At 61.9% G+C, this 25,830-nt stretch carries 25 protein-coding genes; 12 read left to right on the top strand and 13 right to left on the bottom strand.

Going from position 1 to position 25,830, the window contains the following annotated elements:
* Positions 1-19: 19 nt before the first annotated feature.
* From Q7S58_RS07700 to Q7S58_RS07690, 3 genes are all read right to left on the bottom strand, one after another.
* The gene (locus Q7S58_RS07700) at positions 20-991 is read right to left on the bottom strand and encodes an alpha-ketoacid dehydrogenase subunit beta (RefSeq protein ID WP_304822977.1); all 972 of its coding nucleotides are present in this window, start codon (positions 989-991) and stop codon (positions 20-22) included.
* Between the two features lie 18 nt (positions 992-1,009).
* A complete protein-coding gene (locus tag Q7S58_RS07695; RefSeq protein ID WP_304822974.1) occupies positions 1,010-1,987 on the bottom strand; it encodes a thiamine pyrophosphate-dependent dehydrogenase E1 component subunit alpha in 978 nt (325 codons plus the stop codon).
* Between the two features lie 262 nt (positions 1,988-2,249).
* On the bottom strand, positions 2,250-2,681 hold the full coding sequence (locus Q7S58_RS07690) for a hypothetical protein (RefSeq protein ID WP_304822971.1): 432 nt from the start codon (positions 2,679-2,681) through the stop codon (positions 2,250-2,252).
* Positions 2,682-2,899: 218 nt separating this feature from the next.
* Between Q7S58_RS07690 and Q7S58_RS07685 the strand changes: the two genes are divergently transcribed.
* Positions 2,900-3,838 carry an LLM class flavin-dependent oxidoreductase gene (locus Q7S58_RS07685; RefSeq protein ID WP_304822969.1) on the top strand — a complete coding sequence of 313 codons (939 nt, stop codon included), beginning with the start codon at positions 2,900-2,902 and terminating at the stop codon, positions 3,836-3,838.
* An 8-nt stretch (positions 3,839-3,846) separates the two neighbouring features.
* On the opposite strand, the gene Q7S58_RS07680 is transcribed toward Q7S58_RS07685, so the two are convergent.
* Complete coding sequence (locus tag Q7S58_RS07680) at positions 3,847-4,602, bottom strand: DUF1499 domain-containing protein (RefSeq protein ID WP_304822966.1); 756 nt, start codon at positions 4,600-4,602, stop codon at positions 3,847-3,849.
* A gap of 45 nt (positions 4,603-4,647) precedes the next feature.
* Entirely contained in the window at positions 4,648-5,445 is a 798-nt protein-coding gene (locus tag Q7S58_RS07675; RefSeq protein ID WP_304822963.1) for a methyltransferase domain-containing protein, read from the bottom strand.
* Between the two features lie 167 nt (positions 5,446-5,612).
* On the opposite strand from Q7S58_RS07675, the gene Q7S58_RS07670 reads away from it, so the two are divergent.
* From Q7S58_RS07670 to Q7S58_RS07640, 7 genes are all read left to right on the top strand, one after another.
* On the top strand, positions 5,613-6,395 hold the full coding sequence (locus Q7S58_RS07670) for an SDR family NAD(P)-dependent oxidoreductase (protein ID WP_304822960.1): 783 nt from the start codon (positions 5,613-5,615) through the stop codon (positions 6,393-6,395).
* A 64-nt stretch (positions 6,396-6,459) separates the two neighbouring features.
* The gene (locus Q7S58_RS07665; protein ID WP_304822957.1) at positions 6,460-7,137 is read left to right on the top strand and encodes an isoprenylcysteine carboxylmethyltransferase family protein; all 678 of its coding nucleotides are present in this window, start codon (positions 6,460-6,462) and stop codon (positions 7,135-7,137) included.
* A gap of 115 nt (positions 7,138-7,252) precedes the next feature.
* Complete coding sequence (locus tag Q7S58_RS07660) at positions 7,253-8,584, top strand: CCA tRNA nucleotidyltransferase (protein WP_304822955.1); 1,332 nt, start codon at positions 7,253-7,255, stop codon at positions 8,582-8,584.
* Between the two features lie 3 nt (positions 8,585-8,587).
* The gene (locus Q7S58_RS07655; protein ID WP_304822951.1) at positions 8,588-10,072 is read left to right on the top strand and encodes an ABC transporter ATP-binding protein; all 1,485 of its coding nucleotides are present in this window, start codon (positions 8,588-8,590) and stop codon (positions 10,070-10,072) included.
* Positions 10,073-10,090: 18 nt separating this feature from the next.
* Positions 10,091-11,164: an ABC transporter permease gene (locus tag Q7S58_RS07650; protein WP_304822948.1), complete on the top strand. Its 1,074-nt coding sequence runs from the start codon at positions 10,091-10,093 to the stop codon at positions 11,162-11,164.
* Complete coding sequence (locus Q7S58_RS07645) at positions 11,157-12,068, top strand: ABC transporter permease (RefSeq protein WP_304822946.1); 912 nt, start codon at positions 11,157-11,159, stop codon at positions 12,066-12,068. The genes Q7S58_RS07650 and Q7S58_RS07645 overlap by 8 nt, the downstream gene beginning before the upstream one ends.
* A 73-nt stretch (positions 12,069-12,141) precedes the next feature.
* Complete coding sequence (locus Q7S58_RS07640; RefSeq protein ID WP_304822944.1) at positions 12,142-12,279, top strand: hypothetical protein; 138 nt, start codon at positions 12,142-12,144, stop codon at positions 12,277-12,279.
* Positions 12,280-12,565: 286 nt separating this feature from the next.
* Here Q7S58_RS07640 and Q7S58_RS07635 read toward each other — a convergent pair whose 3' ends face one another.
* Positions 12,566-12,850, bottom strand: coding sequence for a UPF0175 family protein (locus tag Q7S58_RS07635; RefSeq protein WP_304822942.1), 285 nt, complete (start codon positions 12,848-12,850; stop codon positions 12,566-12,568).
* Between the two features lie 148 nt (positions 12,851-12,998).
* Between Q7S58_RS07635 and Q7S58_RS07630 the strand changes: the two genes are divergently transcribed.
* Positions 12,999-13,274 (top strand): hypothetical protein, encoded by a 276-nt coding sequence (locus Q7S58_RS07630; protein ID WP_304822939.1) that lies wholly within the window; start codon positions 12,999-13,001, stop codon positions 13,272-13,274.
* A gap of 104 nt (positions 13,275-13,378) precedes the next feature.
* Here the strand turns inward: Q7S58_RS07630 and rodA are convergent, their stop codons facing one another.
* From rodA to Q7S58_RS07605, 5 genes are read right to left on the bottom strand one after another with little or no spacing between them, the layout of a single operon-like run.
* A complete protein-coding gene (rodA, locus tag Q7S58_RS07625) occupies positions 13,379-14,485 on the bottom strand; it encodes a rod shape-determining protein RodA (protein ID WP_304822936.1) in 1,107 nt (368 codons plus the stop codon).
* Positions 14,486-14,499: 14 nt separating this feature from the next.
* Complete coding sequence (gene mrdA, locus Q7S58_RS07620; protein WP_304822934.1) at positions 14,500-16,389, bottom strand: penicillin-binding protein 2; 1,890 nt, start codon at positions 16,387-16,389, stop codon at positions 14,500-14,502.
* A 20-nt stretch (positions 16,390-16,409) separates the two neighbouring features.
* Positions 16,410-16,916 carry a rod shape-determining protein MreD gene (mreD, locus tag Q7S58_RS07615; RefSeq protein WP_304822931.1) on the bottom strand — a complete coding sequence of 169 codons (507 nt, stop codon included), beginning with the start codon at positions 16,914-16,916 and terminating at the stop codon, positions 16,410-16,412.
* A 6-nt stretch (positions 16,917-16,922) separates the two neighbouring features.
* Positions 16,923-17,771, bottom strand: coding sequence for a rod shape-determining protein MreC (mreC, locus tag Q7S58_RS07610; protein WP_304822928.1), 849 nt, complete (start codon positions 17,769-17,771; stop codon positions 16,923-16,925).
* Between the two features lie 55 nt (positions 17,772-17,826).
* On the bottom strand, positions 17,827-18,867 hold the full coding sequence (locus Q7S58_RS07605) for a rod shape-determining protein (RefSeq protein WP_304822924.1): 1,041 nt from the start codon (positions 18,865-18,867) through the stop codon (positions 17,827-17,829).
* Positions 18,868-20,377: 1,510 nt separating this feature from the next.
* On the opposite strand from Q7S58_RS07605, the gene Q7S58_RS07600 reads away from it, so the two are divergent.
* Both Q7S58_RS07600 and Q7S58_RS07595 read left to right on the top strand, forming a co-directional pair.
* Positions 20,378-22,291, top strand: a complete 1,914-nt coding sequence (locus Q7S58_RS07600) for a peptidylprolyl isomerase (protein WP_304822921.1) — start codon at positions 20,378-20,380, stop codon at positions 22,289-22,291.
* A 31-nt stretch (positions 22,292-22,322) separates the two neighbouring features.
* Positions 22,323-23,153: a carboxylesterase gene (locus Q7S58_RS07595; RefSeq protein WP_304822918.1), complete on the top strand. Its 831-nt coding sequence runs from the start codon at positions 22,323-22,325 to the stop codon at positions 23,151-23,153.
* Here the strand turns inward: Q7S58_RS07595 and Q7S58_RS07590 are convergent.
* Positions 23,150-23,566, bottom strand: coding sequence for a hypothetical protein (locus Q7S58_RS07590; RefSeq protein WP_304822915.1), 417 nt, complete (start codon positions 23,564-23,566; stop codon positions 23,150-23,152). The genes Q7S58_RS07595 and Q7S58_RS07590 overlap by 4 nt on opposite strands.
* A gap of 159 nt (positions 23,567-23,725) precedes the next feature.
* Between Q7S58_RS07590 and Q7S58_RS07585 the strand changes: the two genes are divergently transcribed.
* Positions 23,726-25,597 carry an FAD-dependent oxidoreductase gene (locus Q7S58_RS07585; protein WP_304822912.1) on the top strand — a complete coding sequence of 624 codons (1,872 nt, stop codon included), beginning with the start codon at positions 23,726-23,728 and terminating at the stop codon, positions 25,595-25,597.
* Here Q7S58_RS07585 and Q7S58_RS07580 read toward each other — a convergent pair.
* A complete protein-coding gene (locus tag Q7S58_RS07580) occupies positions 25,592-25,768 on the bottom strand; it encodes a hypothetical protein (RefSeq protein WP_304822909.1) in 177 nt (58 codons plus the stop codon). The genes Q7S58_RS07585 and Q7S58_RS07580 overlap by 6 nt on opposite strands.
* Positions 25,769-25,830 lie beyond the last annotated feature (62 nt).

The raw sequence follows: 25,830 nt of genomic DNA, 5'->3' as shown, positions 1-25,830 counted from the left end.
CAGTTCACAGCGCCCGCGCTCAGCGTCCGACCACGTCGCGAATTGCGGCTTCGATGCGCGCTTCGTCGGCGATGGCGGCCTTTTCGAGCGGCGGGCTGAACGGAATCGGCACGTCGAGCGAAGTCACGCGGCGCACGGGAGCGTCGAGGAAATCGAAGCCCTTGTCGGCGACGATCGCGGCGATATCGGCCGCGGCGCCACCGCGCAGATGTCCTTCGTCGGCGATCACCACGCGATTGGTTTTCTCGACCGAGGCGAGGATCGCATCTTCATCGAGCGGAATGAGCGTGCGCGGATCGAGCACTTCGACCGAGATATTTTCTTTCGCGAGTTTGTCCGCGACTTTCATCGCCTTCGGCACCATCGCGCCAATCGCGACCAGCGTGACGTTCTTGCCTTCGCGTTTGATCGCAGCTTTGCCGAGTGGCACCAGATGATCGCCGCCGGGTACTTCTTCCTTCAGGCGGCCGAGGCCGCCGTGCTCGAAAACGATCACGGGGTTGTTGTCGCGAATCGCGCTTTTCAAAAGGCCCTTCATGTCGGACGGTCCCGACGGCACGACCAGCTTGAGGCCGGGCACGCTGAGAAACTGCGCGTACACGGTTTCGGAATGCTGCGCCGCCGCACCGCCCATCGCGCCGAACACCGCCCGAAACGTGATCGGCATCGTCGCCTGGCCGCCAGACATATAGCGCAGCTTGGCCGCCTGATTGCACACCTGATCGAATGCGCAATAGAAAAAGCTCGCGAACTCGACTTCGCAGATCGGCCGCGTGCCAGCCATCGCGGCGCCGACCGCGGCGCCGACGAAGCCGGCCTCCGAGATCGGCGTGTTGCGGACGCGCTTCGGGCCGAATTTATCGATCAGGCCCTTGGTCGCGCCGAATGCGCTGAGGATGACGTCCTCGCCCATCAGGAAGGTGAGCGGGTCGCGCTCCATTTCTTCGGCGAGCGCGGTATTGATCGCCTGGATGAAATTTAATTGCGGCATCGTGATTCCTCCGCCTGATCAGGGGGCGTAAACGTCGTCGGTGACTTCCGAGACGTCGGGCAATTCGCTCGCGCGCGCAAATTCGATTGCGTCGGCGAGTTCCTTTTCGGTATCGGCGACAATCCTTTGCAGTTCGGCGGTGCTGATCTTGCCGGTCTCGGCGCACCACTTCTGGAATCGAATCAGCGGGCATTTGAGTTTCCACGCTTCGACTTCCGATTTTGTGCGATACGCCTCTTCGCCGAGAAACGCCGCTTCGCCGACGACGTGCCCTTCCCATCGATAGGTCTTGCATTCGAGCAGCGTCGGGCCTTCGCCGGCGCGCGCGCGTGCGACCGCTTCGCTGGTGTACTTGAAGACTTCGAGCACGTCGTTGCCGTCGACGATATGGCCCGGGATACCATAAGCTTGCGCGCGCACGGCGATGTCGGTGACGGAGGTGACCGTCGCCATCGGAGTGAATTCGCCGAAGCCATTGTTTTCGCACACGAAGATGACCGGCAGTTTCCACACCGCGGCGAGGTTGAGCGATTCGTGGAAGGTGCCTTCGTTGGATGCGCCGTCGCCGAAGAACGCCGCAGTGACATCGTCCTTGCCGGTGATCACCGCGGCGAGGCCGGAGCCGGCCGCGATCGGCAAACCGCCGCCGACGATTCCGTTCGCGCCGAGGATCCCGAGCGAATAATCGACGATATGCATCGAGCCGCCCTTGCCTTTGCAGTAGCCGGTGCGCTTGCCGAAAATTTCGGCCATCATTCTGTCGAGGCGGCCGCCCTTGGCGATCAGATGGCCGTGGCCGCGATGGGTCGAAGTGATGCGATCGGTCTGGCGCAGCGCCGCGCAGACGCCCGCGGCGGAAGCCTCCTCGCCGATCGACACGTGCACAAATCCTGGAATCTCGCCGGCCACCGCGAGATCGCGCACCTTGCTCTCGAAAAGCCGGATTTTCTGCATCGTGTGATAAATGTCGAGCAATTCTTCCCTGCTGATATCCATGAAGTTCTCGCCTCCTCGAGGTTCCGAGCGAATCGCGCACGCGGTCCCGGATTGCGGAAAACTATTCCCAACTCGCGCGATCGTCAAATGCGGCGGAGAAGAGCCCGAAGATACCCCTTATCGTTGGCGCGGACGGTGCTTTGGGAAGCGGATCAAATTTGTGCGGCGCAACCCAATCAAGAGTTGCGCCGCTTTTAAGCTAGCTCGGCCGATTAGCGATCGGTTTTAGGCGAGCCGCGCCGACCGAATTACGATTCTTTGGCTATTCAGACGCGGGCTTCGATTCCTTCTTCAGCGCGCCTTCGAGGCGGCCATGACTCGTCACGCAGGTGCCGAGGCTGTCGAACGGATCGGGCCACGCGTTTTTCACGCAGGTGGCGAGCGCCGACATCTGATCGGAAGAAAGCCCGCGGCTCGACAGTTCCTTCTTCATGCAATCCGAATGCGCCTTGACGCTGCCCGGCGCGCCGGCGGCGTCGTCCGCCGCTTCGATTATCAACGCATTGCGGAGCGCCAGCCTGACGGCGGGATCCTCGCTCTTGCCGAGCGCGCCGGCGACGTTGCTCGACGGTCCGCATACGCCGACCGCGTCCACGAACGCTTCTTCGATTCCGGTGCTGGTGAGGGCGAAACTCATGCCGGCGGCCCCCATCACGAGCGAGGTTGAAATCAGTGCAACAGCCAATCGTTTCATCGCGCAGGTCCTCCAGTTGTTGGATGCAGTTTGAGCTGCCATTTGAGCTGCGCTCGGGATCAACCGCATCCGGCCCCATGTTTGAAATTCATCTATCAGTACGATCGCAGGCTCTTATAAGTCCAGAGGAATGCGGAGGTGGAGTTACACAAGGAACGGGCCTTGACCGAAACGCCGCCATGATGAAACTGTCCGGAACGAAGCGAGGTTTCAGATCGATGGCGAATATCGCTCTAGCATGCACGATTCTTCCGGACAGTCCGCCGAGCAGGTTGATCGAATGGTCGCACGCGGCGGAAGAGGCCGGATTTTCCGGGGTGTTCATGACCGAAGCGAACAACGATTCGCTGGCGTGCTCGCTCGCGCTGGGACTTCACACCAAGCGGATCAAGCTCGGCACGGCGATCACGAATATCTATTTACGGCATCCGATTCTGCTCGCGAACGAGGCGGCCGCAGTGCAGGAATTCACCGGCGGCAGATTTATCCTGGGCCTTGGCGCGGGGCATCGCGAGATGAACTCGACGCTTGGAATCGAGATGGGCGAGCCGCTCAAAAAAATGCGCGAGACGGTGGCGACTTTGCGCAACGCGCTCGAGGGCGGCAAGACCGGCCCGGTCGTGAAGCACAAGCTGCCGCTCTATCTCGCCGGCGTGTCGCGTCCGATGGTCAAGCTCGCGGGCGAGATCGGCGACGGCGTGATTTTCAATTTCTTTCCGCCGGCGCGCGTCAAACAGGCACTCGGCGAACTGGCGGAAGGCGCAAAGATCGCGGGGCGCGATCCAAAACAGATCGAGGCGACGTTGTTCGCGACCGCTTTTATTTCGGACGATCTCGAAGCGGCGCGGCGGCCCGCGCGCAAATTGCTGTCCCGCTACGGGGCGCTGAAGTTTTACGGCAACATGATGGCGCGGGCGGGATTCGAGGCTGACATCGCGGGTATCCGCGCGGCTGGACGCGACGGCGACGCAGCGATCAAGGCGGTCAGCAACGAGCTGATCGATGCGACGCTGCTGGTCGGCTCGGAGGCGCGCGTCCGCGAGCGCCTGCAGGAACTTTGCGCGCCGGGAATCGGCACCGCGATCGTGTTCACCAATCCGGTGAACGAAGATCGCAACGCCGCGGTTATCCGCACGATTCGCGCGCTCAAGCAGTAGCGGCAGCGCTAGGGCATATCTTCGTTGTCGGAGGGTCCGCGCGAGAGCGCGATGCGACCGAAGAAGCGACGAAGACGGCGTCTGTTGACGCCGAAATCGCCGGTGCCGTCGCGCGACTTCGAGCGCATCTCGATCAGGCTCGCGCCGTCGGGGCTCGGCCGAATCTCAACGATCACGTCATCCTGAAAATGGAACAGCTTCGAGGTCGCGACCGCTTCGAGCGTGTTCTTCGACGGATCGGAGTAGGTCACTTTCCAGGTGGGGATCTTTTGCGCGACGTCGAGCACGCGTGCGAACGCGGCTGACGGCTCGATTCGTTCCTTCAGCGGCGCGATGATTCCGTAGCCGGCCTGCTGCCGCGCGGCATACTTCGCCTTGTCGTATTTCATGTCGCGGCCCTGGTTTTGCGGAATCGTCAGCGCGAACACGAACTCCGGCGGACTATCGACGTCGGTGGTGATGTCGTTGATTGGCGGATACTTCATGCCGCGTACGACCATGGTGATGATCGGCAGCGCGATCGCGAGAGAGATCACAGTACCGATCAGCGCGTGCGGGCGGGCGACTCGGCGCTCGGGCGTGCGGGTGACAACGATCGCGATCAGACCAACGATCACGCCGATGAGACTCAGGAAGAAGCTGATGATGAAGAACAGGAAGCCGGTGAGGGGCGCGACCAGGTGAAGGTAAGCGAGGAGAATTCCGGCGAGGACAAGCGCCAACGCCGCTATCGCGCCGTAATAAACGAGTTTCGCAACTGCCATCTCGATTCCCCCTGAAGTTGTTCGCGCGCCGACGGCGGCGGCCAGCTACTTCTTGATTCCGCGCGCGACGAATTGCGGCAGCACGAAAAAATACGAGCCCTCCCTGACGGCCGAATCGACGTCGGCGAGCCATCGTTCGAGTTCCGGCGCCGCGATTTTGCCCGAGTCGCGCGCATAGCGCGCAAAACTAGCCTTCAGCATCGGGAGCGAGCGTCCCGCGGTATCGGCGCCCGCGAAAATCTCCACGTTGATCTGATCGAGGCCGGCGCGGCGAAACAGGCCGTGAAGCTGGCGGCCGATGCGAGGCTCCTTGATCGCGATCGCCTTCGACGCCGCGAGGATGCGGTCGTTGCGCTCGCGCGAATCGGGCGTGGTCTCGAGCACGATCATGTCCCAGTCGCTATCGACTGCGACGACCACCGCGCCGGGTGCTGCGACTCGGACCATCTCGGCCACAGTATCGGCGGCGGAATCGACATACTCAAGGACGTTTTTGCACCACACGCGATCGAACGAATTGTCGGGGAACGGTAGCGGCGGAAACGCGCTATGAACGAAGGTGGCATCGAGCTTGCCGTCGCGGGCGCGCGCCGAAGATCGCGCGACGAACTCGGCATTGATGTCGACGCCGGTGACCGAGCCGCCGGGCGCGACGCGCCGCGCAAGTTCGAGCGTCGTGTGGCCGGGGCCGGAACCGACGTCGAGCACGCGCAAGCCGGGTCTAAGATCGAGCGGCCGCAGCATCGGCTCGAGCGCGGGATGAAAGGCCAGAATCTGGTCGTAGGCGGAATGGCGGTCGGCGTCGATCTCGACCCAGTGCTGCTTGTAATAGGGTTCGGTCATAGCGGTTCTCCGGCGCCAGCGATATCGCAACTGCGCGTGGAATACAAAGCGCGCCGAGGGAACCCGCTGATCACGGTTGCATCCTTGGCGCCGTATCGATGATGCTCGACAGCGTGAGCATTCGAACGCGGAACTGAAAAAAGGAAATCGAGCGAGGTGATAAATCGATGAAATACGCAATCGTAACCGGCGGCGCGCGCGGACTCGGACTCGGGATCGTGAACGCATTGCTGGAGGAAAAAGTCGTGGACAAGGTCGCCATACTCGATCGCGAACTCGCGCCGCCGCCAGCCGCGATCGCGGAGCTGGTCGATGGCTTCAGCGCCGATGTCACCGACGAGAAATCGATTCATCGCGCGGTCGAGGAGATCACCGCGAAGTTGGGGAAGCATCCGGCGGTGCTGTGCAACAACGCCGGCGGCGGCGAGCGCGCGTGGTTCGAAAGCGGCCGCAAGCACGAATGGGACAGCGTCGATACCTGGCGCAGATACGTCGATTTGAATCTCAACTCGGTCTATATCGTGTCGAAGGAAGTCGCGCCGAGGATGCAAAAGGGCGGCGCGATTTGCAACACGTCGTCGATCGCGGGATTGTTGGCGACGCCGGTGCTCGCCGCGTACGCCGCCGCCAAGGCCGGCGTGATTTCCTACACCAAGACGCTCGCGCTGCAACTCGGCAGCGCCGGGATTCGCGTCAACGCGGTCGCGCCCGGTTTGATCTACACGAAAATCTGGGAGGAACTCGGCGCGGCGCTCGGCGGCGGCGACGCGAACGCGCGCGCGACCTTCGAGGCGACGGTTAAAGCGATTGTTCCGCTCGGGCGCGAGCAGACGGTCGAGGATATCGGCCGCACGGTGTCGTGGCTCTGCTCCGACCTCGCGAAGAACGTGACCGGGCAGGTGATCGCGGTCGATGGCGGAATCGTGCTGGGCCCGAGCCGCGTCGGCTAGTTGGCGGTACAATGAAGTATCGCGCGGCGATCGCTTCGCGCGATCCAGGCGCGACAGGGCAAGCGTGAACGATCTCAAGCGAAAGACGATCGTCGGATTCGTGCAGCTAATCTGCCTGCTGGGAATTTTGCTGTTCCTTCCAGCGTGGACGCTCGACTACTGGCAAGCGTGGCTCTATCTGTTCGTCTTTGGCGCATCGACCGCGGTGATCAGCGTCTATCTCTGGAACAAGGATCCGCAACTCCTCGAACGGCGCATCAACGCGGGCCCGACCGCCGAGAAAGAGACAAGCCAGAAAGTAATCCAGGCGATCGCCGCGATCGCTTTTGCCGGCGTGATGGTGGTGCCCGCGCTCGATCGTCGCTTTGCCTGGTCGCATGTCCCGGTGCCGATCGTGATCGCCGGCGACGTCCTGGTGGCGCTCGGCTTTCTCATCATCTTCGTAGTTTTCCGCGAGAACACCTTCACCGCTGCGATCATCGAGGTCGCCGACGATCAGAAGGTCATCTCGACGGGACCGTACGCGATCGTGCGTCATCCGATGTACTCGGGCGGCCTGATCATGCTGTTCGGTACGCCGCTCGCGCTCGGCTCGTGGTGGGGGCTGCTGATGTTCATCGCGCTCGCACTCGCAATTGTGTGGAGGCTTCGCGACGAAGAAAAATTCCTGTCGATAAATTTGCCGGGATACTCCGAGTATCGGCACCAAGTCCGCTATCGGCTGGTCCCGCTCGTTTTTTGATCGACGCGCAGCCGGTCAGTGGCGCGAAGATCTCCCTCGATAGGAGACGATTGCCGCTCGCGCGCGGTGGCACGCCGCGACTTCGCCGCTATAAAATGTTTCGCGGAAGCCGCACATGGACGAAAGGGAATCAAAGGCGCTGAGAATCGTGCGCCGCCTCACGAGGGCGGGCTTTCGCGCGTATTTCGCCGGCGGATGCGTGCGCGATCGCGTGCTTGGCGTCACGCCGAAGGATTACGACGTCGCCACCGACGCGCGTCCCGAGGTCGTGCAGCGGATGTTCGACAATACGGTCGCGGTCGGCGCGAAATTCGGCGTGATCGGCGTCGTGCCTGCGGACCACTCCAAGCCGATCGAGGTCGCGACCTTCCGCGCCGACGCGCCCTACGTCGATGGACGCCATCCGTCGTCGGTGCGATTCGGCACAATCGAGGAAGATGCGATCCGGCGCGACTTTACGATCGGTGGGATGTTCTACGATCCCGCCACGGATCGCGTGATCGATCTGGTCGGCGGGATGCGCGATCTAAAGGCCGGAACCGTCCGCGCGATCGGAAATCCCTACGATCGCTTCGACGAGGATCATCTGCGGATTCTGCGCGCCGCGAGATTTGCGGCGCGGATGGATTTCACGATCGAGCCGGCGACCTGGGCCGCGATGAAGCGCACCGCGCCGACGATTATCGGAATTTCTCCGGAAAGAATCGGCCAGGAAATGGTCATGATCATGACCGAGGGCGGCGCCGCGCGCGGGATAGATCTGCTGCTCGAAAGCGGCCTGATGCAATTGCTCCTGCCCGAGGTCGTCGAGCTGATCGGATGCGAGCAGCCCGCGAATTTTCATCCCGAGGGCGACGTCTATACCCATACGCGGATTGGGGTTTCGATGCTGCCCGCCGGAGCCAGCGAGACCATCGCGTTCGGAATCCTGCTGCACGATATCGCCAAGCCGCGATGCCGCGCCGTGAGTGGCGACAAGGTCACTTTCTATGGGCATACCGAGCAGGGCGCGGTGATCGCGGCGGAGATGCTGGCGCGGCTCAAGCGCTCGCGAGCCACGCAGGAGCGCGTCGCGTACCTGGTCAAGAATCACCTGAAGCTCTGCATGGCGCCGCGGATGCGCCAAGCGACGCTCAAGCGGATGCTCGCCGACGATGGCTTCGACGAACTGATGGAAGTCGCGTTCCTCGATGCGTTCGCGTCGAGTTCGTATCTCGGCTTCTGGAATTTTTGCCGGGATGCGCTGAACTCGATGGGCAAGGCTGAGATTCGTCCGACGCCGCTGATCACTGGCAAAGATCTGAAGCAACTCGGCTTCGCGCCCGGGCCGCGCTTCAAGGCGATCCTGAAGGAAGTCGAGGACCGGCAGCTCGACGGGCTGTTGTCGTCGCCCAAGGACGCGATCGAATTCGTGCTCAACAATTACTTCATCACCGAACTAACCTGATCGGTGCTCAAAGCCAGCGCCATATCGAAACGCTTCGGGCGCACGCTCGCGCTCGACGGCGTTGATTTCGAGGCGCGCCCCGGCGAGATTCACGCGCTGGTCGGTGAAAACGGCGCCGGCAAAACCACGCTGATGAACGTGATCGCGGGTGCGTTGCGGCCCGACGCCGGAGCGGCTTCGCTCGACGGACGGGCGCTCGTCGCGGGCTCGCCGCATGCAGCGCTGCAGGCGGGAATCGCGACGGTGCATCAGAGCCCGATGCTGTTCGAGCGGTTCACGTGGGAGGAAAATCTCGCGCTCGGCGGTTTCGATCGCGAAAGCGCTATCCTCGATTTGCCCGCGGTCGCGGCGCGCAGCGCGGAACTCGCGCGCAAGCTGGGCTTCGATTTGCCGCCGGCAGAATCGCGGGTCGAGCAGCGCTCGGTCGCCGAACGGGTGCGGCTCGAGGTGCTGCGCGCGCTCAGTTTCGATCCGCGCGTGCTGATTCTCGACGAGCCGACCGGAGTGCTCGCGCCGTCTGAGTTGAAGGCATTCCTCGACTTGCTGCGGCGCCTTCGCGGCGAAGGCCGAATCGTCGTGCTGATTACGCACAAGCTCGCTGAGGCGATGGCGGTCGCGGATCGAATCACCGTGCTCCGCCACGGCCGCGTAGTCGGTAAAATGACGCCCGCCGAAACCGACGAGAGCGCGCTCGCGCGCCTGATGCTCGGCGAGTTGGTCGCGCAGCCCGACGCGAATCTGTTGAAGCGGAACGCTGGCGGGGTTGCGCTCGAGGTCGAGAATCTCACGCTGGAATCGAATCGGCGCCGCATCCTCGATCGCATCTCGTTCAGCGTCGCGGCTGGCGAAATCGCGGGGATCGCGGGCGTCGACGGCAACGGGCAGACCGAACTCGTCGAGTTGCTGGCGGGCGTGCGCGACGCCACCGCCGGATCGATCAAGGTGCTGGGCGCGGGCGGAAACGACGGCTCCGCGATGGCGGTGATACCGCAGAATCGCGACCTCGACGGCCTCATCCTCGACATGGAGCTGTGGGAAAATCTGCTGCTCGCGAATCCGATCCGCGCGCAGATGACGTCGCGTGGATGGCTCAGCCGGTCGAAGGCGATCGAACTTTGCGCGAGTCTGCTCACCCGTTTTCGCATCCGCGCGAGCGGACCCGACGCGATGGCCGGTTCGCTGTCCGGCGGAAATCGGCAGCGACTCGAGGTCGCGCGCGCGATTGCGGGTGAGCCGCGGATCATCGTCGCGCACAATATCTGCCGCGGACTCGATCTGAACGCCACCGCCGATGTGCATCGCACCCTGCTCGATTTCGCCGCCGCCGGAGGCGCGGTGCTGCTCATCTCGAGCGACCTCGACGAATTGCTCGCGCTCTGCGGCCGCCTGATGGTGATCAGCCGCGGCAGGATTCATCACACCACCGCCGAGCAGCGCGACCCCGAGCAACTTGGCCTGCTGATGGCGGGAATCGCGGAGCAACGGTAGCGCAGGACGCGCGCGTCGATGCTGCCGTCAGTCGCCAAGCCCGCCGCCGCGCTCGCGCTCGCCGCGTTGTCGATTTCGATCATCTTACTCGCGCTCGGCGCGTCGCCGATCGGCGTTTTCGCGGCGCTCGGCGAAGGCGCATTCGGCAGTTGGTATGCCTTCACCGACACGATCGTCAAGGCGACGCCGCTGGTGTTCACCGGACTCGCGATCTCGCTCGCGTTCTCGGGCGCGCTCTGGAATATCGGCGCCGACGGCCAGCTCGTGATCGGCGCGATCGCGGCCGGCGCAATCGGTCCGTGGCTCGGCGACTGGCCGCATCCGGTAGCGATCGCTGTCGTGTTGAGCGCAGGCGCAGTGGGCGGCGCGATCTGGGGCGGTCTCGCCGGATGGCTCCGCGCGCGGCGCGACGTGAACGAAGTTATCAGCACGATCATGCTGAATTTCGTTGCGGCGCAGATGCTGAGCTGGGTCGTGCACGGACCGCTGATGGAACCGTCGCGCTCCTATCCGGCCAGCTCGCCGATTGCGGCGTCAGCGGAGCTGGGATTTTATTTTGCGCCGAGCCGCCTCAACCTGGGCATGCTGATCGCGGTGATCCTCGCGGCTGCGTGCTACGTCGTTTTGTTCCATACCAGCGCTGGTTTCGAGCTGCGCGCGATGGGCCGCAATCGCCGCGCCGCGACCTTCTTCCGTATCAGAATCGAGCGCCTCACGATTGTGGTGATGGCCCTCTCGGGCGCGCTCGCAGGCCTCGGCGGCGCGGTGCAAGTGTCGGCGATCACGCATCGATTGTTCGAGAAGCTCTCGCCGGGATGGGGTTACGAGGCGATCGCCGTCGCGCTGGTCGCGCACCTCAATCCGCTCGGCATCATCGCGGCGGCGCTCTTTTTCGGCGCGCTCGACAACGGCTCGCAGGCGATGCAGCGCTCGCAGAACGTCTCGCCCGTGTTGGTGCAGGTGATTCAGGGGATGGTGATTCTGTTCCTGCTCGCGTTCGACACTCCGCTCTGGAGCGGGATGCGCAAAACGATGCTTGGTGACAGCGTCATGACCGATCCGATCGCCGCCGCGGAGTTGCCCGATGCTTGAAGCGTTCCTGAGTTCGATGCTCAGCATGGCGACGCCGATTCTCCTGGCGGCGCTCGGCGAACTGCTCGTCGAGGAAAGCGGCATCGTCAATATCGGAATCGAAGGCGCGATGCTCTCGGGCGCATTCTTCGCGCTCGCGGGCGCGTACTTCAGCGGGAGTCTCCTGCTGGGGCTCGCGTGCGGAATCGCCGCCGGCGTCGTCATCAACGCGATCTTCGCGGCGCTGGTGGTGAATCTCGCCGTGAACCAGGTCGTCTCCGGCACCGCGCTCAGCATCCTGTCGCTCGGAATCACCGGCGTCTTCTATCGCCGGATGTTCGGCGTCACCGGCAAGGCTTTCATGGTGCGATCGGTGCCGAGAATTCCGCTCGGTCCGCTCGCGAAAATCCCGCTGCTCGGGCCAGTGCTCTTCGATCACAACGCGCTGGTGTATCTCACCTTCGCGCTGGTGCCGATTCTCGCCTATCTCATTTCGCGCACGCGCTACGGACTCCGGCTGCGCGCGGCGGGTGAACGTCCGGCGGCCGCCGACGCGCTCGGGCTCAACGTCTATCGAATCCGATGGCAGGCGCTGATCGCGGCGGGAGCGCTGACTGGACTGGCGGGCGCGTACCTCACGCTCGCGTATGCGAACACCTTCGTCGAAAACATTTCGGCCGGCCGAGGATTCGTCGCGCTGTCGGTGGTGATTCTCGGGCGATGGAACGCGTGGGGACTGTGTGCGGCGTCGCTGCTGTTCGGCGCCGCGATGGCGCTGCAATTTGGCTTGCAGGCGCTCGGCACGATGGTCCCGTATCAGCTTTTCCTCGCGCTGCCCTATGCGCTGACTCTGGTGGTCCTCGCAAGTTTTGGCGGTCAAGCCGCCGCCCCCAGCGCGCTCGGCGAACCCTACCACCGCACGTAGGTTATCTTCGCTGGCCCTCGCTTCGTCGTCTAGCGAGTATCCTGAGCAGCGCCGGCGATAATCTGAAATTGGTTTGACGCAGGCGGCCGAGGGCATCGCCGAAATCCAAATGCCCAGCTCGATCAGCTTCGTCGAGCACTGCAAGAGTGCCGATCACGGCGAGATTCCTTCGCTGCGCTTCCCGTCGGCCGACCTTCTCGTCCATCAATAGCGCGTCGGCGTGCTGCGTGAGCGCGAGTGCGATTGCTTCCTGCTCACCACTTCCGAGATACCCTAAAGCAGGATCGAGGTTCGAGACGGCGGCAACCCGCAACCACCGCGGAGGCTTTGCAATCCACTGCCTGACTACGAGGGGAGCTCCCGGATGCTTTAGTTCGCGTGCTACGGCACGTGGAACGAGAACCTCGTCAAATATTTCTGGCAGGACGTGAACCCCCTCGATCAGGATCAAATAGTTTAATGGCGTGGTATCGGCGACGACTCTCAAGTCGGCAATCCTATTGCCGCTTGCCTGCCCGGCGCTTGAGGCGGTGGAGAGTCAGACGATCCTGTTCGAAGTCCTCGGCAGTGTAGTCGTAAACACCATGCTGCTTGAGAAATTCATCGACGCGCATCCGGCTGCCAAAGCCGAGCAGTTGCCTGACCTGGTCTGCGCTCAGCAGCTCGGATCGATAGCCGTCGGCTAGCAAACTCTCGAGCGCGGCACGCGGGAGGTCCTTCCACTTCGCCCTGAGGCGGCTCGCGATCTCTTCGGGCAGTTCGAGCTTAATCGTTGTAGCCATCACACGATCTTACACGAGTGGAAATGCGGCTTGAAAACGGTTCGCGTCCAAATTTCGTAAATATGGTTCGCGAGTGACTCACAATGCAGGCGCAAAGAAAGCTGCCAAAGTTGCCGATTTCACGGTTGTGGCCGATCGGGTATCTTCGATGTTGATGCCTACCCCCGCGCCCAGAGATTCGTCGTTTCCGATGGCGCATTGCGCCCAGTGCGCAAAGTCGGTGCTGACGTACGTCGCGCTCGACGACGATGGTATCGAGCGGCGCGTGTGCGTCCATTGCGACACGCCGACCTCGGATGCCGTCAGTTGGGTGGGACCGGGCGAACTCGAGCAATCGGGCTACTACTTCGGGCCGCCGCCGGCCGATGGCGCCGCCGGATGCAATTCCGGATGCGGCACCTGCGCGTCACCGAAAAAACACTAACCGCGAAGCGATCCTTCGAAGGCCGCGACAGATAGGCTTGTTGTTCGTAGATCACGGCTCAGGCTCGCGCAAGCTCCGTTAGTGATCAGACGGGCGTGCGAGGGTTAAAATAGGAAGCGGCGGGTGTTGATGCTGATCAAAATCCCGATCGCCGCCATCATCGCGATCAGCGACGAGCCGCCGTAACTCACCAGCGGCAGCGTGATTCCCACCACCGGCAGCATCCCGGTCGCCATGCCGATGTTGATCGCGACCTGCCAGAATACGATCGCCGTGACGCCGATCGCGAGCAGCGCGCCGAACCGATCGCGTGCGTGCCGCGCAATCCATGCGCCGCGCGCGATCAGGCTCGCATAGAGCGCAAGCAGGATGAGCGAGCCGGCGAGTCCGAACTCCTCGGCAAACACTGCGAAGATAAAATCGGTGTGTTGCTCGGGCAGGAAATTCAGGCGCGCCTGCGTGCCATTTAGAAAGCCCTTGCCGAACGATCCGCCCGCTCCAATCGCAATTTCCGACTGGATAATGTGATAGCCGGAGCCGAGCGGATCGGCCTGCGGATTGATGAACGTGACCAGTCGCTGGCGCTGGTACGGTTTCAGATAATGCCAACTCAGCGGCGCCGCGAGCATCGCAGCTACCGCCAGTATCGCCATCGTGCGCCAGTTGAGCCCGCTGACGAAAATCAGCGTCACCGTGATCAGGATCAGCGTCAGTCCGGTGCCGAGGTCGGGCTGCTTGAGCACCAGGCCCGCGGGGATGCCAAGCAGGATGAATGGAATGATCATCTGGCGGAGCCGCCATCCACCTTTCGGCGGCTCCTCGCGCAGATAGCGCACCAGCACGAACACCACCGCGATTTTCGCCAGCTCCGACGGCTCGAGCTTGAACAAGCCGAGGTTGATCCATCGCTTCGAACCGCCGGTCGCGTGGCCCATCCCGAGCACCACGATCAGCAGGATCACCACCATGATGTAGAACGGGTACGCGTAGGTTTGAAACGCGCGATAGTCGAGGAAAACGGTGATCAGCATCGCGAGCGTGCCGGCCGCGATCCAGATCAATTGCCGCACCACCAGCGGATCGATCGCTCGATGCGGTCCCGCATACGAAGCGCTGACGACGCTGATGAGCCCGACGCCGGCGAGCGTGAGTGTCAGCAGGAAAATCGTCCAGTCGAAGTGCAGGATGAATCTGCGATCGGGGCCCGCCATCAGGGCCTGCTACCTCACTCGGGCGGCGCGCTCTGTTCGAGCACGCGCGCGATTTCCGGCTGCGGTTTCGGTGGATAAAGCTGGAAGAAACGCTGCATCACGTCGTGCACGATCGGCGCGGAGACACTGCCGCCGTGACCGCCGTGCTCGATTATGCACGCCACCGCAATCTGCGCGTGTTCCTTCGGCGCGAACGCGATGAACCATGCGTGATCCTTGTATTTATCGGGCGTCTTGTCGTCGCCGCCTTCGCTCTCGCCGACCGGGGCGTTGCCGCCGACGACCTGCGCCGTGCCGGTTTTGCCGCATACGGTCACGTCGTCGAGATGGGCTTTGTGCGCGGTTCCGCCCGGCCCGTTGACGACGTCCGCCATCGCGCTTTTGAGCACTTCGAGCGCTTCAGGCTCGATCTTTATTTGATTCTCGATGATCGGCGGATACGCCTTCGCGATCCCGCCATCGAGTCCCTCGACAAACTTCACGAACTGAGGCCGATAGCGGGTGCCCCCGTTCGCCACCTGCGCGGCTACTTGCGCCATCTGCAGCGGAGTCGTCGCGACGTAACCCTGGCCGATCGCGACGGACAGCGTCTCCGCCGGATACCAGCGCTCGTGATAGCGCTTCTGCTTCCACGCCGCCGACGGAATCATGCCCGGCTTCACGTTATCCAGTTCGATGCCGCTTTTGATGCCGAGGCCGAGCTGATTGGCCCATTTCGCGATTCGATCGACGCCGAGCTTTTGACCGACATTGTAAAAATAGACGTCGCATGAGCGCACGATCGCGTCGTGCAGCGCCACCGTGCCGTGTCCCTGATGCCGCCAGCAGTGATAAATGCGCCCGCCGAACCAGAGTCCGCCCGGGCAATGATATGCGGTGCCGGGTGTAAGCGTGGCCTCTTCGAGTCCCGCGAGCGCATCGACGATCTTGAAGGTCGAACCGGGCGGATAAATTCCCTGCGTCACACGATTTTGCAGCGGATGATTCGGGTCGGTGATCAATTCGTGCCACGCCGACGCCTTGATACTGCCGCTGAAGACGTCGGGGTCGAATGCCGGATGCGATACCATCGCGAGCACGTCGCCGTTGTTGGGATCGATCGCGACGAACGCGCCATTCTTGCCCGCCATCGCCTGCTCGGCCGCCTGCTGCAAGTTCAGATCGATCGTGAGCACGACGCTTTCGCCGGGCTTGTCGGGAATTTCCTTGAGCACGCGAAGGCGCCGCCCGACCGCATCGACCTCGATTTCCTGGCCACCCGCGTCGCCGCGCAGAAAGCCCTCCCAGACGCGTTCGAGACCAAATTTTCCGATCTCGTCGCCCATATGATAGCTGGCTTTTTGAATCAGGTCGTTTTTGGTGACTTCGCCGACGTAGCCCAGCAGATGCGCCGCCATCTGGCCGTACAGATAGTGGCGGCCCGGAGTTATTTCGAGGCTCACGCCCGGCAGTTCAAGCTGATGCGCCTCGAGCGCGACGACTTGCGGCCAATCGAGTCGTTCCGCGACCTTGACCGGTTCGTATGGCGGGCGGCCTTCCTCTTCTGCCGCGGCGATTCGCTCGGCGGCGTAGTCAGTGCCGGTATATTTGGCGAGCTTCTCGATCGTCTCGGAGAGATTGTCCGAATCCTCCGGCACGAACATCGCGTCGAACGATGGCTTGGTATCGACCAGCGGCCGATGATTGCGATCGAAGACCAGGCCGCGCGGCGCAGGCACCCGGCGGATGCGGATGCGGTTGCGATCGGCTAGTTCGATCGCATCGGCATGATGCAGCACCTGCAGATAGTAGAGCCGGATGCCGACGAAGCCGAACACCGCGAGCATCAGCGCCGTGAGCGCCGCGATTCGCGGGTCCAGCTTGGGAACCGGTTGATTATTTCTTGAGCTGTGGAACTTCGCCACTTATGAATTTCCGCTTATATCTATTCACGCGCGGGCGCGACAGACAATCCTATCGCGCGTTTGCATCGGGCCAGAATTGAAAACATGAACGGCGCGAGTATCGCCGAGATTCCCGCCTGGAGCATCAGCGTCGGCATGATACCGCCGCTTTGCCCGACCGCCTCGATACCAGCGCTAATCGCGATCGCGCCGAGCGCGGTCAGGATCACGCCGAAGAACACCACCGTCGCGCCGACGAACGCGTTGGTCACCAGCAAGCGGCTCGAGATTTCGTAGCACACCACGTATATCAGCGTGATCATAAATGCGTTCAGGCCCGGATGCGAGCCGGCGAACGCGTCGGTCGCGTAGCCGATCGAAAATGCCGTCAGCGCCGCGGTGATACTGTGATGCCGAAAGCCGAGGTCCACCGCGAGAATCACGATGAGATTGGGCAGCAGTGGCCGAAACGAGATGAGATGAAAATTCGCGGTCTCCAGCGCCAATCCCAGCAGTGCGAATACCGCGAACAGCAGGATTAGCCGCAACGCCGGTCAGCCCTTGGTTTTTTCTTCGAGATGCGGCGGCTGCTGCGTCACCACCAGCACCTGTTCAAGACTCCGAAAATCAACCCCGGGCGTAATCCCGATACTGAGGAACAATCCGGGACCTTCGCGATGCACGCTTTTGACGGTGCCGACGAGCAGCCCGCGCGGAAAAATCCCGTCGAGTCCCGAGGTGACGATCGTATCGCCGGCGCGCAGATCCTGCGAGCGATCGACGTACTTCAGAATCAGGCCGTCATCGACCAGTCCGGCGACGATTCCGCGCGTGCGCGAGCGTTGATCGAAGCCGTCGAGGGCGGAGTTGTGATCGTCGATCAACAGCACGCGCGAAGCGTGGGGACTGGTCGCGATTATCTTGCCGACGACGCCCTGGTTCGACAGTACCGCCATCCCGGCGTGCAGGCCGTCGCTCGTGCCGGAACTCAGAATCAATGTGTGCGACAGTCCGATCGCATCGCTGCCGATCACGTTGGCGGCGACGCCTTTGAGCCCCAGCACGTCGCGCAGTTCGACCAACTCGCCGAGATGCTGATTCTCGACTTCGAGCTCAGCCAGCCGCGCGCGATCGTTCGTCACTTTCGCCAGCTCCGCGCGCAGGCGCTGATTGTCTTCGCGCACGTGAACCAGCTCGAGATAGCTGTTTACGATTGATTGGGCGCCGCCGGAGATGCGCGCCAGCGCGCCGTCGATCGGCCGCAGCATCTCGAGAAAAATCGATTGCGGACGCGATGCCAAGTCGCCCGGATGCACTCCGGTCGAAATGAGATGGGCCGATAACAGCAGGAGCATCCCGGCCGTCAGCAGCACACGGTTGCGCCAGAGAAAGCTGCCTCTCACTTCAATTCAGCTCGAAATCCCGGCGTCAGTTAAGGGGGAAAAATTGCCGGAGCGATCACTCGACGGTCACGTCGCGCAACAGCGACAGTTCATCCAGCACCTTCCCCGCACCCATCACGACCGCAGTCAGCGGATCGTCGGCCAGCGTCACCGGCAACCCGGTCTCTTCGCGCAGCAGCACGTCGAGATTGCGCAGCAGCGCACCGCCACCCGCCAGCACGATTCCCTTATCGACGATGTCCGAGGCCAGTTCCGGCGGCGTTCGCTCGAGCGCGATTCGCACCGACTCGACCACCTGGCGCACCGGTTCCATCAGCGCCTCGCGGATTTCCTCGTCGGTAATTTCGATTATCTTCGGCACGCCGGCGACCAGATCGCGTCCCTTGATTTCCATCGTCTGGATCTCATTGCCGGGGTACGCCGATCCGATCGTTATCTTGATCAGTTCCGCCGTTCGCTCGCCGATCAGCAAATTATACTTGCGCTTGATATGCTGGATGATCGCTTCATCCATCTTGTCGCCCGCGACTCGCACCGATCGCGAAAAGACCACGCCCGCCAGCGATATCACCGCCACCTCGGTCGTGCCGCCGCCGATATCGACGATCATGTTGCCGACCGGTTCCGTGATCGGCAGGCCCGCGCCGATCGCCGCCGCCATCGGCTCCTCGATCAGGTACACTTCGCGCGCCCCTGCCGATTCGGCCGATTCGCGCACCGCCCGCTTTTCGACCGCCGTGATCCCGAACGGCACGCAGATCACGATTCGCGGCCGCGGACGCACCAAGGTCTTGCCGGTGTGAACCTTCTGGATGAAATAACGGAGCATGTTCTCCGTGATTTCAAAATCGGCGATCACGCCGTCTTTGAGCGGACGAATGGCCACGATCGAGCCGGGCGTGCGCCCGAGCATCTTCTTCGCCTCGGAGCCGATCGCCAGCACCCGGCGCGATCCGCGCGAATCCTTCTGCACCGCCACCACCGACGGCTCGTTGCAGACGATTCCTTCGCCCTTGACGTAGATAAGAGTGTTGGCCGTGCCGAGATCGATCGCGAGATCGTTTGAAAACCAGCCGAAAATCGAATTGAGGACCACCGCTTTCCCTCTACCAGCCCGATTCAGGCCTTAATTCTGCCCGCGCTAACGTGGCCCGAAATCCACCTACCAGTCAGTGCCTGATGGCAAAACAATCCGTCGAGATTCAGGGCGCGGGCCCGTTTCGACTGCCGCCCGCTACGCTAACAGCAGCGCCGCGAACAGGCAAGCAATCGGCTGCAATTGGAGGGGCGAATAGGAGATTTTCCGAAACCTCCCGCAGGTTTCGGGCTTCCCGATGCGACAGGATGCGGGCTCCGCCCTGATGGAAAAATAAATGGGATGAACAGCACCACCTGCTTAAAGTTGCGCCGAGTTCGCTCAGCGATCCTGTTTGCGCAAAGCCGGTCCTCGGCCTGTCTGTGGTAAGGTCGAGATCAAATCCCAATGTGGAAAAGTGTAGAAGGCTTTGGTCTCGCAACCTCTATTAGCGATCTCATTCGCCAATGGGACGAACGCTTCGGACGTTTACCCTCCCTGACCGATGCCCCCAACCTTCTGGTGTTCTCTGATTATTCCGGGGATCACAAAGGCAGTCGGTATCAGGTCATATCATTTTTGATCGTCGACCCTCGCTCTTGGGACGCATGGGAGAGAACACGTCTAGAACTCAGATCGCGTCTCTCGATTGGCAAGCGCCGTATGAGCTTCAAATCTCTTAACGATAGTCGACGCCGAGCCGCTCTCTACTCTTACCTAGGCGCAGCAGGGGATCTCCGAGGCATCTGCGTTACCTTCGCAATTCATCGCTCAATAAAAAGTCTCTTTGGCAAAGATCGGACGCCCAACCCCAAAAGTGACGGATTTGTCACTGAAGCCCTCTGGACATCGGAATTCTTTCGAACGTGTCATGCGGATCGTGCACTTTTTATCGATTCTCTTGGCTGGACTCTCAGGTCCGGGGCAGCACATCCTCTGGACGACCGACCATGACGACATAGTCGCCGATTTGAACCATCACAAAGACACGGTGCAGTTTCTTGCGAATATCGCGTCTCACTATCTGACCCACAACTTGGGAGACCTTCGAATTGCTACGGCGACCTCGGACAAAGATCGGCAACTTGAGGATCTACTCTCGATTCCCGACCTCGTCGCAGGATGCACTTCAGAACTCTTGACGCACTATGAAGTTATTGGCGGAATACCCGGACACGGTTTAGTTGTTCCGTTGTCACGCGCTCTAACCAAAAAGACCCGATTCCTATGCTCGTGGCTTTCGGTCCAAGACCGTCCCCTCTGTACCTGCGTGATACAAATCTCGCGCAACGAAGAATGGAGTCTCCGAGTTTTGGACTTTAATTCCGCTCCGTGATAGTCGACTCGACCCTCGAATTCTTTGATTGTACTGATAAGCGCGATGTTACTTCTAATTCTAGGCGTGCGCATCGTTTCCGTCTTCGCGCCGCTTTGATAACCGCTGCGGCCACGAGGCGGGCCCCGACCGTCGCGTGAACGGCATCTGATAGCGCAATTGCGCATCGAAAAGCGCAGAAGGTATGATGCCTCAATGTTAGAAGTAATGCGCCGGCACGCCTATTCGTGGGGAACCCGGATCGTGCTCGGCGGTCTCGCGGTGATCTTCGCGTTCTGGGGAATCGGCTCCGGCTTTTTCGCCCAGGTCAAACCGGTCGCCAACGTCAACGGCCAGCGGATTCTCTCGGATCAGGTCGATCGCGAGGCCAGCCGGCTGCGCGACACGCTCGGCCAGATGTACGGCGCCGACGCGCCCGCCGTCTTAAAGAGCATCAATCTGCGCCAGGCCGCGCTCGACCAGTTAATCGAGCGCCAACTGATAACGGAACAGGCGCGCCATCTCGGGCTCTCGATCACCAACGAAGCCCTGCAGCAGAAAATCGCGACCACCAAGTCGTTTCAGCGCGACGGCCAGTTTGATCTCGACACCTATCAAGAGGTGCTCCGCTCGAACAATCTGTTCCCGCACGAATACGAAGCGAGCGAACGCGTCGTGATGCTCCAGGAGACGCTGCGCAACATGATCGAAGCCGGCATCCAGGTCAGCGACGACGAGGTGCGCCACGCCTTTAATCTTAAGAACGAGAAAATCGGGCTCCGCTATTTCGAGATTCCGTTCGCGGATTTCACCGCGAAGATTGCGCCGACCGAGCAGCAGATTGCCGACTACTACAAGAAGAATATCGAGCAGTTTCGCGAACCCGCGCGCGCCCGGATCATCTTCATCCACTACGCGCCGCTGGTGCTCGCCGCGACTTACGCGCCGAGCGACAAGGACGTCGACGATTACTACAAGCGCAATCTGAAGACGCAGTTCACTCATCCCGACCAGGTCCACGCGCGGCACATCCTGATCGAGGTGGCCGAGGGCGCGACCGAGGCCGAGAAAGCAAAAGCCAAACTCGCCGCGATGGATGTCCTCAAGCAGGCGCAGGCGGGCGGCGATTTCAAAAAGCTGGCGGCGAAGTATTCCGAAGATCACTCGACCAAGATCGAAGGCGGCGATCTCGGCACCTTCGGCCGCGGCCAGATGATCAAGCCATTCGAGGACGCGGTGTTTGCGATGAAGCCCGGGCAGATCGTGTTCGTCGAGACGCGCTTCGGCTATCACGTCGTCAAGCTCGACGAATCGAAGCCGGCGCATACCGATACGATCGCCGAGGCGCGGCCGAAAGTGATCGACGCGTTGCGCACGCAGGCCGGCGCGAAGCTTGGGCGTGAGGCGCTCGATTCAGATCTCACCGCGGCGCTTGGCGGCGCGAGCCTGCCGGACCTCGCCAAGAAGCGCGGTATCGAGGCGGTCGAGACGCCGCTCTTCGCTGCGAACGATCGAATCATCGGCGCCGAGCAGGATCACGAACTCGGGCCGGCCGCATTCAAGCTCGAAGTCGGCGAGGTGCGCGCGGTGCCGGTGAAAGGCGCGCCGTACTTAATTAAGCTGCTCGAGAAGCGACCGTCGCGGATTCCGCCGCTCAAAGAAATCGAAGCGCAGGTCCGCGATGCGCTCATTCGCGCGACCGCGATCGCGGACGCGCACAACCAGGCGCAGAAGATTATCGCGACGATCAAGACTCTGGCCGCCTTCGACAAGGCCGCGACCGACAACAAGCTCGCGATCAAAACCGTCGATCCATTTCCGCGCACCGAGCACTCGATTCCCGGTATCGGGCAGTTCCCGGAGGTCACCGACGCCGCCGGCGTGCTGCCGACGATTCCCGGCGTGATCGATCGTGTGATGGAAAATCGCGGCAATTCGTATATTTTCGAGGTCGCATCGCGCACCGAGCCGACCGACGAGCAATGGAAGTCCGCGCAGAAATCGTTCACGCAGGAATTTCTCGATCAGCGGCGCGCGCAGGCGTGGACGCAGTTTCTCGATCATCTGAAGGACCAGGCAAAGATTAAAATCGATAGCGAACAGCTCGGATCATCTGAGCAATCGATGTAGAGGGGACGCGCCCGCGCGGATTTCCACAAGGATGAGTTCTTCTTCCGACGAACCTCCATCGCCCGAGCATCCGGGCGTCAACACCGACGAGTTTTTCTTCCCCGGCGAAGGCGTCAGCGTCCTGCTGGTTCACGGCTTGACCGGCACGCCCTACGAGATGCGCGCGCTCGGCGAGCGGATCGCGGCGCGCGGCGCTCGCGTGCACGGGGTTAGACTCGCGGGGCACGCGGAGGCGCCCGAAGCGCTCGGCCAGGTCGGGCACGAGAACTGGTACGAAAGCGTCGTGCAGGGATTCGAGGAACTTCGCCGATACGGCGATCCCAACGTGGCCGTCGGCCTCTCGATGGGCGCGCTGCTCGCCGCACGGCTTGCCGCCGATCAGCGCGAGGCCGTCGCCGGACTCGTGATGCTCGCGCCGGCGTTCTTTCTGCCACCCGCGACGACGACCATGCTCAAAGCGGTGCGGATGCTCGGTACCGTCGCGGACAAGCTCTACCTCTACAATTCGTCGGGCTCGGACATTCATGACGCCGGCGCGCGCGGGATTCATCCGCAATGCGCGCTGATGCCGCTGAACGCGCCGCTCAAGCTGCTCGAACTATCGGCGCTGGTCCGGCCGCGGCTCGCGCATATCACGCAGCCGGCGTTGGTGATTCATGCGCGGCGCGATCACACCTGTCCGCAACGCAAAAACGTGAACTTCGCGATGAAGCATCTCGGCAGCGCCGAGAAGCGTGCGATCGTGCTCGACGAGAGCTATCACGTGATCACGGTGGACAGCGAAAAGGAGCGCGTGGCGAGCGAAGTGATCGAGTTCGTCGATCGATTCCGCGCCGTCCCCGCGGCGCGCGCAGTCGGCTAGCTGTTCGAGCCGCCGGGGCTCTGCGCGTCGTAGTACTCCTCGAGCAGGTACTTGATATCGGGCCGGCCGAGCACCTCGATAAAGCAAATCTCGTCGGCCGCGTTCAGATCGATAATCACCTGGCCTTCGATCGATTGCAGCTCGACATAGTTCGCAACTTTGACCTCGGGCGCGGTCGCGAAGCTCGCGCAATTCTCGTCGCCGCAATCGCATACCGACTCGATTCGAAGCGCGCGCAGCTTGGGCTCGAGCGGGTCCGCGCCCTGCTGCTTCAGCAGGTAAGCCATCTCTTCGAGCAAGTCGGGCAATACGTCGTTAAGCATCGGCGCCGGCATGACTATGCAGCGTAGTGGAAAGCGCATCGCGGTCAAGCGATAGCGCACCACCTGGCGGATGGCTATCGTCCGACGCATGAGCGAGGAACTCGACAAAATCCTGATCAGTGAACAGCCGTCGGACGGCTCATAAGCGCGATTCCGGCACCCGCGCAGGTCTCGTGATACGCCACGGCAGTTGAGCCGGGGAGCGGATATTCCTCGTGAGGAAAATTGAGCTTTCGGGAAAAAGGGTTAATGAACAGAAGAGCATTCTTGAAAGCAATCGGATCGGCGGCGCTCCTGCCGATTTTGCCGCGCCGCCTCTCGGCGAGTACGAATTTCCGCCGGCGCCGTCCTTCCGACGCCACGTGGCCATCGCAGCCGGCGTGGAAGCAACTCGATGATGCAGTCGGCGGAAATTTGATTCCTGTAAACTTTCCCCTTTCGGTATTCAAAACCGATCCAGCGGGCGCTGCAGCCAAGCTTCTTTCGGAGAACCTGAAAAATCCATATTACATCGGCGATCAGCCCGGGCTCACGCAGACCTTGGGATGGGTGGACGCATGGGCCACCAGACCAAGCGTTTACGCAGTCGCGACAAGAAATGCCCATGACATCGCCGAGGCCGTGAAGTTTGCCCGCGAAAATGACTTGCGCCTGGTGGTCAGGGGCGGCGGCCACAGCTATCAGGGCACGTCCAATGCGCCTGATTCGCTTCTGATTTGGACCCGGCACATGAACGATATCGTGGTGCATACCGGATTTGTTCCGCAAGGATGCGAGCATACTCAACAGCCGCAACCGGCGGTGACGCTCGGCGCCGGAACGATCGGGATTCAGGCATACGACGCGGTTACGACCAAGGGTGGAAAATACGTTCAGGGTGGCGGATGCACGACGGTAGGCGTGGCGGGTCTGATTCAAAGTGGTGGCTTTGGAAGTTACTCGAAGCACTACGGCTCCGCCGCAGGAAGTTTGCTCGAAGCCGAAGTGGTCACTGCCGACGGCCAGATTCGCCTCGCGAATGCATGCACTAACCCCGATCTGTTCTGGGCGTTGAAAGGCGGAGGAGGCGGGAGCTTTGGGGTGGTGAGTAAGGTGACAGTGCGCGTTCACGATCTCCCCGAGTTCTTCGGCACCGCCAACTTCACGATCAAAGCGGCGTCGGATGACGCCTATCGCCGCCTTATCCGCGAGTTCGTGAGCTTCTATCGGGAGAATCTCTTCAACGACCATTGGGGAGAGCAGGCCCACGTTAACCCCGACAACACGCTCGTTATCAGCATGGTCTCTCAAGGGTTGGACGCGGGGCAGGCGAAAAAAGTCTGGCAGCCGTTTCTGGACTGGGTGGCGCGTTCGCCGCACGAATATTCGATTCAAGGGCGGGTGGTTATCGGAAGCATACCGGCGCGGCGCTGGTGGGACGTGCAATGGTGGAAAGAGCACTGGGCTGAGCTGGCTTTCCCCAATCGAGATGCCCTAACCGCGTTGTTTGACTATGCCCTCGTACACTTGATGCGGCAGCCGGTTTTCGAGTTCGACCATCGGCCTGGCGCTGGACCCAATAACGCGTGGTGGAAGGGAGACGGCGGGCAGGTCGGATGGTTCATTTGGGGTTTCGAGTCGCTGTGGTTGCCGGCTTCGCTGCTCGAGAATGACGCGCAGCAGCGTCTCGCTGACGCGTTTTTTGCAAGCTCTCGCTATTCAGGTGTCGAACTGCACTTCAATAAGGGACTGGCCGGAGCGCCGCCCGATGCGATCGCCGGGGCGAAGGACACCGCGATGAATCCGGCAGTGCTGACCGCCTTCGCTCTCGCGATCGTAGCCGACGGCCAACGACCCGCATATCCGGGAATTCCCGGGCATGAACCATCGGTTGCGGCAGGCCGCAAAGCCGCGGAGCGCGTTGATCGATGCATGAGTCAGCTTCGTGCCCTCGTGCCGGACGCGGGAGCGTATGTGAGCGAGAGCAATTACTTCGAGAAGGGATGGCAGCAAGCGTACTGGGGCAGCAACCACCCTCGCCTCGCTGAAATCAAAAGAAAATACGATCCGGACGGGCTGTTCTTCGTCCATAATGGAGTTGGCTCGGAACAATGGAGCGCGGACGGCTTCACGAAGCTATGAGTTTGACGCGGACAAGGGCGCGGTCGCGAAGCTCGCGCAATTCTCGTCACCGCAATCGCATACCGACTCGATTCGAAGCGCGCGCAGCTTGGGCTCGAGCGGGTCCGCGCCCTGCTGCTTCAGCAGATAAGCCATCTCTTCGAGCAAGTCGGGCAATACGTCATTGAGCATCGGCGCCGGCATGCTTATGCAGCGAAGTGGAAAGCGCATCGCGGTCAAGCGATCGGGGCCTA

This window comes from Candidatus Binatus sp., assembly GCF_030646925.1.
GTDB lineage: Bacteria > Desulfobacterota > Binatia > Binatales > Binataceae > Binatus.
Note: the sequence above shows the minus strand (reverse complement) of the source record. Positions and strands in the feature narration are given on the sequence as shown.

Coding starts and splice junctions, on each gene's coding strand:
- Q7S58_RS07700 (WP_304822977.1), bottom strand. CDS start 991: ATGCCGCAATTAAATTTCATCCAGGCGATCAATACCGCGCTCGCCGAA.
- Q7S58_RS07695 (WP_304822974.1), bottom strand. CDS start 1,987: ATGGATATCAGCAGGGAAGAATTGCTCGACATTTATCACACGATGCAG.
- Q7S58_RS07690 (WP_304822971.1), bottom strand. CDS start 2,681: ATGAAACGATTGGCTGTTGCACTGATTTCAACCTCGCTCGTGATGGGG.
- Q7S58_RS07685 (WP_304822969.1), top strand. CDS start 2,900: ATGGCGAATATCGCTCTAGCATGCACGATTCTTCCGGACAGTCCGCCG.
- Q7S58_RS07680 (WP_304822966.1), bottom strand. CDS start 4,602: ATGGCAGTTGCGAAACTCGTTTATTACGGCGCGATAGCGGCGTTGGCG.
- Q7S58_RS07675 (WP_304822963.1), bottom strand. CDS start 5,445: ATGACCGAACCCTATTACAAGCAGCACTGGGTCGAGATCGACGCCGAC.
- Q7S58_RS07670 (WP_304822960.1), top strand. CDS start 5,613: ATGAAATACGCAATCGTAACCGGCGGCGCGCGCGGACTCGGACTCGGG.
- Q7S58_RS07660 (WP_304822955.1), top strand. CDS start 7,253: ATGGACGAAAGGGAATCAAAGGCGCTGAGAATCGTGCGCCGCCTCACG.
- Q7S58_RS07650 (WP_304822948.1), top strand. CDS start 10,091: ATGCTGCCGTCAGTCGCCAAGCCCGCCGCCGCGCTCGCGCTCGCCGCG.
- Q7S58_RS07645 (WP_304822946.1), top strand. CDS start 11,157: ATGCTTGAAGCGTTCCTGAGTTCGATGCTCAGCATGGCGACGCCGATT.
- Q7S58_RS07635 (WP_304822942.1), bottom strand. CDS start 12,850: ATGGCTACAACGATTAAGCTCGAACTGCCCGAAGAGATCGCGAGCCGC.
- Q7S58_RS07630 (WP_304822939.1), top strand. CDS start 12,999: ATGTTGATGCCTACCCCCGCGCCCAGAGATTCGTCGTTTCCGATGGCG.
- rodA (WP_304822936.1), bottom strand. CDS start 14,485: ATGGCGGGCCCCGATCGCAGATTCATCCTGCACTTCGACTGGACGATT.
- Q7S58_RS07600 (WP_304822921.1), top strand. CDS start 20,378: ATGTTAGAAGTAATGCGCCGGCACGCCTATTCGTGGGGAACCCGGATC.
- Q7S58_RS07595 (WP_304822918.1), top strand. CDS start 22,323: ATGAGTTCTTCTTCCGACGAACCTCCATCGCCCGAGCATCCGGGCGTC.
- Q7S58_RS07590 (WP_304822915.1), bottom strand. CDS start 23,566: ATGCGTCGGACGATAGCCATCCGCCAGGTGGTGCGCTATCGCTTGACC.
- Q7S58_RS07585 (WP_304822912.1), top strand. CDS start 23,726: ATGAACAGAAGAGCATTCTTGAAAGCAATCGGATCGGCGGCGCTCCTG.
- Q7S58_RS07580 (WP_304822909.1), bottom strand. CDS start 25,768: ATGCTCAATGACGTATTGCCCGACTTGCTCGAAGAGATGGCTTATCTG.